General features: G+C 72.1%; 10 protein-coding genes. 5 read left to right on the top strand and 5 right to left on the bottom strand.

Translation table 11 applies throughout. The annotated features are described in order from the left end of the window. Positions 1-136 precede the first annotated feature (136 nt). Positions 137-1,417 carry an ABC transporter substrate-binding protein gene (locus JAV76_RS02490; protein WP_198732455.1) on the bottom strand — a complete coding sequence of 427 codons (1,281 nt, stop codon included), beginning with the start codon at positions 1,415-1,417 and terminating at the stop codon, positions 137-139. 241 nt (positions 1,418-1,658) lie between these two features. Between JAV76_RS02490 and JAV76_RS02485 the strand changes: the two genes are divergently transcribed. Next, positions 1,659-2,534 (top strand): oxygenase MpaB family protein, encoded by an 876-nt coding sequence (locus JAV76_RS02485; RefSeq protein WP_307843953.1) that lies wholly within the window; start codon positions 1,659-1,661, stop codon positions 2,532-2,534. A 57-nt stretch (positions 2,535-2,591) separates the two neighbouring features. Here JAV76_RS02485 and JAV76_RS02480 read toward each other — a convergent pair whose 3' ends face one another. Further along, positions 2,592-3,302: a GntR family transcriptional regulator gene (locus JAV76_RS02480; protein WP_198732454.1), complete on the bottom strand. Its 711-nt coding sequence runs from the start codon at positions 3,300-3,302 to the stop codon at positions 2,592-2,594. Positions 3,303-3,435: 133 nt separating this feature from the next. Here JAV76_RS02480 and manD point away from each other — a divergent pair, with 133 nt between their 5' ends. The 4 genes from manD (at position 3,436) to JAV76_RS02460 (ending at position 7,948) form a co-directional block, all read left to right on the top strand. Beyond that, positions 3,436-4,644: a D-mannonate dehydratase ManD gene (manD, locus tag JAV76_RS02475; RefSeq protein ID WP_198732453.1), complete on the top strand. Its 1,209-nt coding sequence runs from the start codon at positions 3,436-3,438 to the stop codon at positions 4,642-4,644. Positions 4,645-4,756: 112 nt separating this feature from the next. After that, positions 4,757-6,163, top strand: a complete 1,407-nt coding sequence (locus JAV76_RS02470; RefSeq protein ID WP_198732452.1) for an MFS transporter — start codon at positions 4,757-4,759, stop codon at positions 6,161-6,163. Continuing rightward, positions 6,160-7,182 (top strand): L-idonate 5-dehydrogenase, encoded by a 1,023-nt coding sequence (locus JAV76_RS02465; RefSeq protein ID WP_198732451.1) that lies wholly within the window; start codon positions 6,160-6,162, stop codon positions 7,180-7,182. Before JAV76_RS02470 ends, JAV76_RS02465 begins: the two co-directional genes overlap by 4 nt. 82 nt (positions 7,183-7,264) lie before the next feature. After that, entirely contained in the window at positions 7,265-7,948 is a 684-nt protein-coding gene (locus JAV76_RS02460; protein WP_198732450.1) for a hypothetical protein, read from the top strand. Positions 7,949-7,999: 51 nt separating this feature from the next. Here the strand turns inward: JAV76_RS02460 and JAV76_RS02455 are convergent, their stop codons facing one another. From JAV76_RS02455 to JAV76_RS02445, 3 genes are all read right to left on the bottom strand, one after another. Then, positions 8,000-9,439 carry a Gfo/Idh/MocA family protein gene (locus tag JAV76_RS02455; RefSeq protein WP_198732449.1) on the bottom strand — a complete coding sequence of 480 codons (1,440 nt, stop codon included), beginning with the start codon at positions 9,437-9,439 and terminating at the stop codon, positions 8,000-8,002. Between the two features lie 37 nt (positions 9,440-9,476). Then, a complete protein-coding gene (locus JAV76_RS02450; RefSeq protein WP_230401773.1) occupies positions 9,477-10,826 on the bottom strand; it encodes a Gfo/Idh/MocA family protein in 1,350 nt (449 codons plus the stop codon). 205 nt (positions 10,827-11,031) lie between these two features. Further along, positions 11,032-12,417: an ABC transporter substrate-binding protein gene (locus JAV76_RS02445; protein WP_198732448.1), complete on the bottom strand. Its 1,386-nt coding sequence runs from the start codon at positions 12,415-12,417 to the stop codon at positions 11,032-11,034. Positions 12,418-12,454: the final 37 nt, after the last annotated feature.

The following is a 12,454-nucleotide window of genomic DNA, read 5'->3' as shown; positions in this document are numbered from 1 at the left end:
GGGGCGGCGGGGGGCCGGGGGGGGGGGGGGGGGGGGCGGGCGCCGGGGCCCCCCCCCCCACCACCGGACGACCCCCGGGCGGGATGGTCAGGGATGCTCGTGAGCTCTGGCCCGTGGGGTCGCTCATGGTGCTCGACTAACCCTTGGCGGCGGCGTCGTCGAGCGCCGTGACGATGCTCGCGGCGTCCCCGTCGCCGGCGAGCATCTCGACGATCGCGGCGTTGAGCGCGTTGCCGACGTTCTGGCCGAGCGCGGAGTCGAGCCACAGGGCGACGTAGGGCGCCTCGTTGTAGGCCTCGAGGACGGACACGAGGGCCGGGTCCTCGACGACGCCCTGCGCCGCGGTGTTGGCGGGCACGGTGTGGAACGCGGTGGCGTAGCCCTCCTGGTTCTCCTGCGACATCGCGAAGTTGAGGAAGTCGACGCACTCGTCGGGCGCCTGCTCGGAGCAGGAGAACCCGTCGACGCCGCCCATGAGCGCTGCGGGGTCACCCTCGCCGCCCTCGACCTCGGGGAAGGGGAACCAGCGCAGGTCGGGGAGCGGCTCCTTGTCGGGGGTCAGGTCTGCGGTCACACCGATGTTCCAGGCGCCCATGAGCTCCATGCCGGCCTGGTAGTTGGCGAGGAGGCCGGCGGACGAGCCGGCGCTGCCCTGGGCGGAGGTGGTGAGGAACCCGTCGTTGAAGGGCTCGGTCTCGGCGAAGGCCTCGAGGTCCTCGCCCGCCTTGGTCCAGCACTCGTGGGAGAAGTCGAGGTCGTCGGCGGACTCGAAGACGTCCTGCGGGCACTCGCGCAGAGCGAAGAAGTAGTACCAGTGCGCGGCGGGCCACGCGTCCTTGCCGCCGAGCGCGATGGGCTGGATCCCTGCCGCGTCCAGGGTGTCGGTGACGTCGACGAGCTCGTCGACCGTGGTCGGGATCTCGGCGACGCCGGCCTGGTCGAAGAGCGACTCGGTGTAGTACATGCCACCGGGCAGGATGGCCATGGGCATCCCGTAGACCTTGTCGTCGATGGTGAAGGCCGAGAACGCGGTCTCGGGCACGTCGGCGCGCACGTCGTCGGCGATCTCGCCCGTGAGGTCCTTGACCTGGCCGGCCGCGACGACGTCGGCGAGCTTGCCGCCACCGCGCGCCATGAAGATGTCGGGCGCGTCGCCGGAGTTGAGGGCGGTCTGGAGCTTGCCGTCCATCTGCTCGTTCTGGATGGACTGGATGTCGATCGTCACCCCGGGGTTGGCCGCCTCGAAGTCGGCGACCGTGCTCTCCCAGTACTCCTTGCCCGGGCCGGTCGTCGAGTTGTGCCAGAAGGTCATCGCGACGTCGCCGTCGGATCCTTCGTCGCCCCCGCCGCAGGCGGCGAGGCCTGCAGCCCCGATCATCGCGGCGGTGGTCGCCGCCAGGAACTTCCGTGTCTTCATGGTGTCAGTCCTCATCGTCGAGTTGCCGAGCATGGAGAGCCTCTGACCCGGGGATGACGGCTCCCGCACTGGTGCGCAGGGTGTGCTCGTCGTCGATGCACGCCGTCGTCCGGGGGACGCACGCGCCACTCTTGCACCAGTCCGGGGTGATCGTCAATCGTTATCGATAACGTTTTACTCCGGGGTGGGGTCCCTCTCCACCCCAGATGCACGCTGCCGGGCACGGAGCGAGACTGGGCACGTGACCCCAGCGCACTCCCTCCGCCAGCGGCTCAGCGACGGCCTCTTCTCGATGGTCGCCGGACCCGAGGGACCCGCGGCTCGCGAGCGGATCCACACCACGCCCGGCGAGCGCTGGCACGCGCCGGGCAGTCCCATCCACCGCGTCCACGGCGACGCGTCCATGTACGTGGGCGGCATCCGCGCGCTCCTCCTCCAGTCGTTGCACCCGCTCGCCATGGCGGGCGTCGACGACTTCTCGGACTTCCGGCAGGACGTCTGGGGGCGCCTCGCCCGGACCAGCACCTTCCTCGCCGACACGACCTTCGGGACGGTCGAGCACGCGGAGCGCGCCGTCGAGATCGTCCGTGCCGTCCACCGGAGGATCTCGGGCACCGCACCCGACGGGCGGCCGTACCGGGCCGACGACCCCCACCTGCTCACGTGGGTGCACGTCGCCGAGGTCGACAGCTTCCTCACGGCGCACCAGAAGTTCGGGGCGCGCCCCCTGACGGACGCCGAGTGCGACACGTACGTGGAGCAGTCGTCGGGCGTCGCGCTCCGCCTCGGCGCCGAGGACGTCCCCACCACGCGCGCCGGGCTCGCCGCCGCTCTCGAGGCGTTCCGCCCGGAGCTCGAGAGCACCCCGGCCGCGCGCGACGTCGCGCGGTTCCTCCTGCGCGACGCACCACTGCCCTGGGTCGCGAAGCCGCCCTACGCGGTGCTCTGCCGCGGGGCGGTCGCCACGCTCCCCCGGTGGGCGCGCGAGCCACTGCGGCTCAAGGACTCCCCGCGCCTCGACCGCACCCTCGGGCGTGCCGCCGGCCAGGCGAGCACCCGTGCCCTGCGGTGGCTCAACGACGCTCAGCCGGCACCGACGGTGACACCGCACCTCTGAGCATGCCGAGGGGCCGGGCGACCCGCGCCGCCCCCCACCTGGTCAGGAGCAGCGGTATCAGGACCAGACGGCGACGCTGCGACGACGCGGGGCGGTCCCGGTGTTCGACGCGAAGAGCTCGGGCGAGTGACGCTGGACGCTCTCGATGTCGGCGAAGACTGCGCGCAGGTGGTCGCGCACGAGCGTGCGCGCCGTCTCGCGCTGCTGCGTGAGCACCGCTTCGAGGATGCCCAGGTGCTGGTCGAGGAACCCCTGCGTGGAGGCCTTCTCCTGGAGGCCGAGGTGGCGCGCACGGTCGAGGTGGCCCTTGGCGGCGGAGACGGTCGGCCACGTGCGGCCGTGCCCGGCCAGCCGCAGGAGCCCGTGGTGGAAGGCCTCGTCGAGCTGGAAGAACGTCTCCATGTCGGTCGTCGCCTGCTGGAGGGCGAGGTTCTCCCGCATCTCGTCGACGATCTCGGGGTCGAGCTCGTCCGGCAGGTCGTCGAGGGAGGCGAGCTCGACCGCCTCGCGGAGGAACTGGGCGTCGGCGACGCGCTCCGGGTCGACGCGCGAGACGAAGGACCCGACCTTGGGGAAGACCTGCACCAGGCCCTCCTGCTGGAGCAGGATGAGGCTCTCCCGGACGGGCGTGCGCGAGACCCCGAGCGTGGCGGCGAGCTCGTTCTCCGACAGCGGGCTCCCAGGCGGAAGGTCCAGCGTGATGATCCGGTTGCGCAGCGCGTCGTAGACGGCTCGGCGGCTGGAGGTGCGGGTCGTCGGGGAGGGCATGCGTCCATCGTAGTGACCTTGGTCCCTCGCGTCCGGGGCTTGACGGATCTACCATCCACGCGCTTACATACAAGTGTTGTATCGCAGCGATGCGGTGCTGACGCCACCGTTGCCGTCCGACAGGAGCAGGACCATGAGCACCATCGAACGCGTCGAGGTCTTCGTCGCCGGGCCGGGACGGAACTTCGTCACCCTCCGGGTCACCACCTCCGACGGCGTGACCGGCCTCGGGGACGCCACCCTCAACGGCCGCGAGCTCGCCGTCGCCAGCTACCTGCGCGACCACGTCGCCCCCCTCCTCGTCGGCAAGGACCCCGCCCGCATCGAGGACATGTGGCAGTACCTCTACAAGGGCGTCTACTGGCGCCGCGGCCCCGTCACCATGACCGCGATCTCCGCCGTCGACACGGCCCTGTGGGACATCAAGGGCAAGGTCGCGGGCCTGCCCGTCTACCAGCTCCTCGGCGGCCGCTCGCGCGACGGCGTCCTCGTGTACTGCCACGCCAGCGGGACCGACACCGAGTCCCTCCTCGACGACGTGGCGAGGTTCCGGGAGAGCGGCTACCACGCCGTGCGCGCACAGGCCGCCGTGCCCGGCATCGCCGGCAGCTACGGCGTGCGCAAGGGCGCCGTCTACGAGCCCGCCGCCACGTCGCTGCCCGACGAGCAGCCCTGGTCCACCGAGGCCTACCTGCGCTACGCCCCGACGTACCTCGAGGCCGTGCGCGACCGCTTCGGCTTCGACTTCCACCTCCTGCACGACGTCCACCACCGCCTCACCCCCATCGAGGCCGCGTCGTTCGGCAAGAGCGTCGAGGACGTCCGCCTCCTGTGGATGGAGGACCCCACCCCGGCCGAGAACCAGGAGGCGTACCGCCTCATCCGCCAGCACACGACCACGCCGATCGCCGTCGGCGAGGTGCTCAACAGCATCTGGGACGTCAAGCAGCTCATCACCGAGCAGCTCATCGACTACGTCCGCACCACCGTCGTCCACGCCGGCGGCATCACCCACCTGCGCCGCATCTTCGACCTCGCCGCCCTGTACCAGGTGCGCACGGGCTCCCACGGCGCCACCGACCTCTCGCCCGTGACGCTCGCCGCCGCCGTGCACCTCGACCTCACCGTGCCCAACTTCGGCATCCAGGAGTACATGGAGCACGCGCCCGAGACCATGGAGGTGTTCCGCAGCGGCGTGACGTTCTCGGACGGGATGCTCAACCCGAGCGAGGAGCCCGGCCTGGGCGTCGAGTACGACGAGAAGGCCGCCGAGCGCTTCCCCTACGACCCCCGGTACCTGCCCGTCGCACGCCGCCTCGACGGCTCCGTCCACGACTGGTGACCCGCACGGCACCGCCGCACCACCACCGACCGACCACCCGGACCACCCCCGCGGAGCACCGCGGGGCCAGCGCGCAGCATCGTTCCGCGACAGCGGGGCAAAGGAGCACACGATGACGCAGCACGACCCGTCGACCGCGACGCCGCCCGCGGCGGCCGCCACCCGGAGCACGAGCGACCTCAAGAAGGCCGCCGTCTCGGGCTGGCTCGGCACCGCCATGGAGTTCATGGACTTCCAGCTGTACTCCCTCGCGGCAGCGATCGTCTTCAACGACATCTTCTTCCCCGACGTCAGCCCGGCGATCGGTCTCATCGCCGCCATGGGCACGTACGGTGTCGGCTACGTCGCTCGGCTCGTGGGAGCCGTGTACTTCGGCCGCATGGGTGACCGGATCGGGCGCAAGCGCGTCCTGTTCATCACCATCGCCCTCATGGGCGCGTCGACCACGCTCATCGGCGTCCTGCCGACCTACGCGCAGATCGGCATCGCCGCACCCGCGCTGCTCGTCGTCCTGCGCCTCGTCCAGGGCTTCGGTGCCGGCGCCGAGATCGCGGGGGCCACGACGATGCTCGCCGAGTACGCCCCGGTCAAGCGCCGCGGTGTCATCGCGTCGCTCGTGAGCCTCGGGACGAACACCGGCACGCTCGCCGCGACCGGCCTGTGGGCGATCCTCATCGCGGTGCTCTCCGAGGACCAGCTCATCTCCTGGGGCTGGCGCCTGCCGTTCCTCCTGAGCTTCTTCCTCATGCTCTTCGCCCTGTGGATCCGGACCCACCTCAAGGAGAGCCCGGTCTTCGAGAACCGCGCCGACCTCGACGAGGAGGGCGTCGCCATCAGCCGTGAGAAGCTCGAGGCCGCCGCTGCGACGCCCTCGAAGGCGAGCGGCTCGGACGTCCTCGCCGCCGCAGTGAAGCAGCGCAAGGGCAAGGCGTTCTTCATCGCCCTCGGCCTGCGCTTCGGCCAGGCCGGCAACTCCGGCCTCATCCAGACGTTCCTCGTCGGCTACCTCGCCACGACGCTGCTGCTCGACCGGAGCATCGCGACGAACGCCCTGCTCATCAGCTCGGCCGTCGGCTTCGCCACCGTCCCCCTCGTCGGCCTCGTCAGCGACCGCGTCGGCCGCCGCCCCGTCTACATGGCCCTCACGGTCGTGTCGGGGATCCTCGCCTTCCCGCTCATGCACCTCGTCTCCGAGGGCAGCACGGTCGCGGTCACGCTGTCGATGATCCTCCTGCACAACCTCGCCGTCCTCGGCCTGTTCTCGCTCGAGAGCGTGACGATGGCCGAGCTCTTCGGTGCCCGCACCCGCTTCACGCAGCTCGCCCTCGCCAAGGAGATCGGCGGCATCCTCGCCACCGCGATCGGCCCGCTCCTGGCCGCGTCGCTCACGGCGTGGACCGGCTCCTGGTGGCCGATCGCCGCGATGCTCGTCGCCTACTCGGCGATCACGCTCGTGTCCGCGGTCGTCTCCCCCGAGGTCCGGGGCCGCGACCTCGTCCGGCTCGAGGACGCGGTATGAGGGCCGTCGTCGTCCACGGCGCCGGAGACCTGCGGGTCGACGAGCTGCCCGATCCCGCCCCCCGCGAGGGGGAGGTCCTCGTCGCCATGGAGTGGGGCGGGATCTGCGGGTCCGACCTCGCCTACTGGCGTCACGGCCGCTCCGGCACCGCCGAGCTCAAGCACCCCATGGTCCTCGGGCACGAGGTGGCAGGCCGGGTCGTGGGCCTCGGCAGCGGCGTGACCGGTGTGGACGTCGGGCAGCCCGTGACGTTCCAGCCCGCCCAGCTCGTCGGGGACGGGCGCATGCCCGAGCGGCTCGCCGGCCGCACCAACCTCTACCCGCACGTTCGGTACTTCGGGTCCGCCGCCTTCGACCCGCACACCGACGGGGGCTTCAGCGAGCTCCGCGCGGTGCGCGCGGGCCAGGTGCGTCCGCTGCCCGACGGCGTGAGCACCCGGCGCGGCGCCCTCGCCGAACCGCTCGCCGTCGCCCTCCACGCGGTCGGGCGCGCGGGCGACCTCACCGGTCGCACGGTGCTCGTCAACGGCACCGGCCCGATCGGCGCCCTCGTGGTCGCCGCCGCGAAGCACGCGGGAGCCGCGCACGTCGTCGCGGCGGACGTCGTGCGGTCGTCGCTCGCCGTCGCAGACGCCATGGGCGCGGACGAGACGGTCGACCTCACGTCCGCCGACCTCCCGCAGGACGTCGAGCTCGTCTTCGAGGCCTCCGGTGCCGCGGCCGCCCTCGCCGCGGTCCTGCGAGCCACTGCCAAGGGCGGCACGATCGTCCAGGTCGGGAACCTCCCGGGCACGGCCGTGCCCGTGACCCTCGGCGACCTCGTCACCCGCGAGCTCACCTGGATCGGCTCCTACCGCTTCTCCGAGGAGGTGGACGACGCGCTCGTGGCGCTCGCCGACGGTCTCGACGTCGACCCCCTCATGACGCACACGTTCGACCTCGACGCCGCCGAGGAGGCCATGTCCGTGGCCGCCGACCGCTCGACGGGCAGCAGCAAGGTCATGCTCCGCCTCGGCTGAGCGACCGCCTCGACGTGCGGACCTCGTGGGAGGCGAGGCCCGCACGTCGAGAGCAGGGCGACGTCCTGGCAGACTTGCCGCCATGATCGACGCACCATCGAGCGCGGCGCTGCTCGCGTCACGCCTCCCCGGACCCGCGAACCTCCGGGCGTGGTCGGTGTCCATGGCGGCCCTCGACGCGGTGCTCTGCCCCGAACGCGAGTACCGGCTGTACTCCTACGACGCCGCGTACGCCGACGGCGAGGCCATGGCGTCCATGGACAACGGTGCCGGTGACACGTACGCGATCCTCTTCACGCCCGCGGGCGTCCTCGTGCGCGGGTTCGACCACGAGGCGCCGCTCAGCCCGTTCACGCAGGACCCGCCCGCACCGTTCCCCGGGCTCCTCGAGTCCGTCCCCGCCCGGCTCGCGGACACGCTGGGTGCGGCGCCGTACGTCCTCGACGGCGTCCCGCTCGTCACCGTGCTCCTGTGGCGGCTCGCGGACGCCGACACCTGGACGGTCGCCCCCGTGGAGTACCCGCGCACGTGGGACGAGCAGCACCTCGACGTCGACGGGGCGCGCTGGTTGTTCAGCGGCCTCGACGGCAACCCCGACACGTCCGTGGACCACGCCCGCGACTACTTCGAGCGCGCCGTCGACCGGACCGTCGTCGAGCACTTCTTCGCGCACGCCCCGGCGACCGCCGAGATCGTCCGTGCGCTCGGCGCCGACCCGGCGACGGTGCTGCCGGAGCTCCACGCCATGGGCTACCCGGTCGCCTGACGGGCGCCGTCCGGGCAGCTGCCGGGCGGCGCCCGGCAGCGCCCGGGCGGTTCAGCGGAGCTGCAGCCCCAGGTGCTCCACCCGCTCCGACGTCCCGGACCGCAACGACCGGTTGGCGGCGATCCCGACGGCGAGCGACCGGAACCCGTCGAGCGGGCCCGCGTGCAGGCCCAGCGGGTCGTCCGTGACGCCGCGGAACACGTGGGCCAGGAGCTTCGCGTCGCCCCCACCGTGCCCACCGGCACCCTCGACGACGGGCACCTCCCGCGCCTCGCCCCAGTGCTGCTGCACCACCAGACGGTTGCCGCGCACGCGGGCCGCGCCCGGCCCGGCGTCGACGGCGGGCCCGCGCGACACGGACCCCTTGTCCTCGTGGGCGCTCGCGTCGAGGACGTCGCCCGCCCCGGGGAACGCCGGGACGGAGGTGCGCTCCACGACGGTGAGCTCCGCGCGACCGGCGGTCCCGTTGACCGCGACGGTGTACCCCTCCCAGGGCCCGTGGGCGTTGAGCGAGTACGTGAGCGTCGCGCCGCGCTCGTAGTCGACGACCACGGCGAGGTTGTCCTCGATGGTGATGGGCCCGGAGAAGACGTCGAGGTCGCGCAGGTACCCGTCGTGCCCCTCAGCCTCGAGGTAGAGGTCGCGCAGCCGCGGGTCGTCACGGAGGTCGAGCGCGAAGGGGTCGGTCGCGGCATGCTCACCCGTGCCGCGCGCGGGTCGCTCCCCCAGCCCGCGCCGGGCGGCCGCGTCGGGCCCGTAGAAGCGCAGGCCACCGCTGGCGAAGACGCGCGTGGGGAGGTCGTCGAGCCACCAGTTGACGAGGTCGAAGTGGTGGCTCGACTTGTGGACGAGCAGCCCGCCGGAGTTCTCCTTGAGCCGGTGCCACCGGCGGAAGTAGTCCGCCCCGTGCCGGGTGTCGAGCACCCACTCGAAGTGCACAGACGTCACCTCGCCGATCTCGCCCGACGCCACCACCTCCTTGAGCGTGGAGTTCCGCGGCGAGTACCGGTAGTTGAACGTCACCGTGAGGTCGCGGCCCGTCTCGGTCTGCACCTCCTCGAAGATCCGCGCCCCCGCGAGGTCGGTGGTCAGCGGCTTCTCGACGACGACGTCCGCCCCGGCCCGCATGGCGCGCGCGGCGACGTCGGCGTGGGTGTGGTCGGGAGTGGTGACGATGACGACGTCCACCCGCTGCTCGGCGACCATGCGCTCGAGGTCGGCCGGGTCGTAGCGCGGCAGGGGCACGGTGGAGATGCCCAGCTCGGCGGCCCGCGCGTCGTAGTACGCGGCGCGCACGGGGTTGGGCTCGCACCAGGCGACGAGCTCGGCGACGTCGGCATGGGCTCCTGCGACGGCCTCGACGTACATCTCGGCACGGTTGCCCAGGCCGGCCACCGCGTAGCGTCGGCAGGCCGGCACCCGGGCCTCTTGGGCGTCGTCGGCGTCGTCGGCGGCGTGGGCTGGGCCGGGAGTGCTGTCCGGCAGTGTCATGGTGCTCTCGCTCTCGGTCGGCTGTGCGTGGCGGGTCTCAGGCGAGGTCGAGCCCGAGGTCGTCGATGCGGACGGGCAGCCCGATGTGCAGGGAGGACGTGGCGGCGATGCCGACGACGACGGACCGCAGGCCGTCCTTGTAACCGGCGGGGCGCCCGAGCGGGTCGGGCGCCGGCCCGCGGAACAGGTCGGCGAGCATCTGCGCGTCGCCCCCGCCGTGGGCGCCCTCGCCACCGGTGATCTCGACCTCGCGCGACGCCTCCCAGTGGCGCTGCACGAGGATGCGCTGCGACCGCGGTCGCAGCTCGCCGGGTGCGTCGACGTGCCCCGTCTTCGACGCGTCGAGGTCACGGCGTCCGTCGGGGCGCGGCAGGAGCGACCCACGTTCCACGACGTCGAGCTCCACCCGCCCCTCGGTGCCGTTGATGCCCACCCGGTACCCCTCCCACGGGCTGTGCGTGTTCAGGGAGTACGTGAGGGACGCGCCCCGCGTGTAGTCGACGAGGACGGACATGTTGTCCTCGATGGTGATCCCGGGCGCGAAGGGGTCGCGGTCCCGCAGGTACCCGTCGTGGTGCTCCGCGTCGAGGTAGAGGGCCTTGAGACGCGGGTCGTCGCGGAGGTCGAGCGCGAAGGGGTCGTGGCTGGGCGGCGTCGTCGTGCCCCGCTCGGGGCGCTTGCCGAGCCCACGCGCGCGGGCGTTCTCGTCGCCGTAGAAGCGCAGGCCACCGCTGGCGAACACGCGTGACGGGAAGTCGTCGAGCCACCAGTTCACGAGGTCGAAGTGGTGGGAGGCGTTGTGGACGAGGAGCCCGCCGGAACGGTCACGCTCCCGGTGCCAGCGTCGGAAGTAGTCGCTGCCGTGCATGGTGTCGAGGAGCCACTCGAAGTGCACGGACGTCACCTCGCCGATCTCCCCCGACGCCACCACGTCCTTGAGGGCGGCGTTGCGTGGCGCGTACCGGTAGTTGAACGTCAGGACGAGGGACCGTCCCGTGTCCTCGAGGGCCTCGATGAAGTGGCGGCTGCCCGCGAGGTCCGTGGTGAGCGGCTTCTCGATGATCACGTCCGCGCCGGCACGCATGGCACGGGTCGCGACCTCGGCGTGCGTGTGGTCGGGGCTCGTGACGATCACCGCGTCGACGAGCCGCTCGGCGACCATCTGCTCGATCTGGTCCGGGGCGTACCGGACGGGGACCGAGGTGCGGCCCGACGCGCGCACCAGGTCGTCGAAGTAGTCCGTGCGGACCGGGTTGGGCTCGCACCAGGCGACGATCTCCGCCACGTCGGCGTGGTCGGCGAGCATCGAGTCCACGTACATCTGGGCACGGTGCCCGGTGCCGATCACGGCGTAGCGCCGCATCATGCCTGTCGCGCCAGAGGACATCGTCGTCGCTCCTTGCTGGGACAGCGTGGGCTGTCGGGAGGGGTGGGGCGGGCAGCAACCGCCGTCGGTGCGGCCCGGGGGGGCCGGCCCACCGCGGGGGGGTGGGGGGGGTGGGCCCACCCCGCGGGGGGCCGGGGGGTGGGGGCGGCCCCGACGGCGTGGTGCTGGTCGTGCTGGTCCTGCGGTCTCGCAGGTGGTGGGAGCGTCAGCCGATGGCGCCCTCGACCTCGGCCATGAACTGGCTCGCGGCCTCCTGCGGCGTGATCTGCCCGAAGAGGACCTGCTCGTTGATGCGCTTGATGATGTTCACGACCTCACCGGAGCCCTCGGGCGGGGTGGCGAGGCTGTCGACGATCACGGGGCCGAGGTCGTCGAGGAACTGCGCGGCCTGCTTGTCGACGTCGGTGAAGCTGTCCCGGACGGCCTCACGGACGTCGGTGTTCGCGGGCAGCCCACGGTCGGAGAGGATGAGCTCGCCGGCCTCGGTGCTGTTGAGGAGGAAGTCGACGAACATCGCGGCCTCGACGGGGTACTCGGTGGTCGAGGAGATCGAGTAGTACATGGAGGGCTTGAAGTACATGCCCGTCCGCTCGCCGTCCGCCTCGCCGGGGTGACGCAGGAGCTCGAGGTCGTGGCCCGCGGCGCTCGTGAGGGCCTCGAGCTGGTTGGTCCAGAACATCGAGTGGGCGCCCTGCCCGGTGCCGACGAGTGACATCTCGGGTCCGCCGTTCTCGACCTCGACGCTCTTGGTCGCGGGCGGCGTGGCACCGGCCTCCTGGAGCTGGAGCGAGAGCTCCCACCACTCGGCGAGGGTCTCCTCGGAGAACCCGAGCTCGCCCTCGGGCGTGTAGAGCTCCTCGCCCTTCTGGCGGGCGAAGATCGCGAAGCCCGGCTCGTTGAACCCGTAGTCCTGGGCGCCGTAGACGCCGTCGGGGGTGTTCGCCGCGATCTCGGTGGTGATCTGGAGGTAGTCGTCCCAGGTCCACGAGGTGTCGTCCGGCATCTCGACGCCCGCCTGCTCGTAGATCTGCGGGTCGGCCACGAGGGCGTACGCGTTGATGCCGGTGGGGACGCCGAACTGGCCGTCGTCGAAGTTCCCCGCCCCGAGGATCTCCTCGTCGATGCCCGACAGGTCGAGGGCGTCGAGCGCCGACATGTCCTGGATGACACCGCGGCTGGCGTACTCGCGCAGGTACCGCTCCTCCTGGGTCATGATGTCGGGCGTGTCTCCGGCGGCGACGGACGTGGAGAGCTTGTCCCAGTAGTCGCCCCAGCTGGCATAGTCGGCGACGATCGTGATGTTCTCGTGCTCGGCCTCGAAGAGGTCGATGACCTCCTGGGTGAGCTGGTGACGGGTGTCGGACCCCCACCAGGAGAAGCGGAGCTCGACGGGGCCCTCGGCCGCGGTCGCCTCGCCCGCCGGCCGGTCAGCGGGAGCGAGACCGCCGTCCCCGCTGCCGCACGCGGCGAGGAGGAACCCGGTGACGGCGATCCCCGCGGTGGCGGCGAGGCCGCGGCGGCGGGAGCGCCCGTGGCGGGCGGTGGGGGCTGCACTCCGCGTGGTGGTGCCGGAGGTGGGGTGCTGAGACATCATGCTCCTTTGCTTGTGCCTTGGCAGTGCTGACGGT

This window comes from Sanguibacter suaedae (assembly GCF_016342785.1).
Lineage (GTDB): Bacteria > Actinomycetota > Actinomycetes > Actinomycetales > Cellulomonadaceae > Sanguibacter > Sanguibacter suaedae.
The sequence above is the reverse complement of the archived record's forward strand: the minus strand, read 5'-3'. Positions and strand labels throughout refer to the sequence as shown.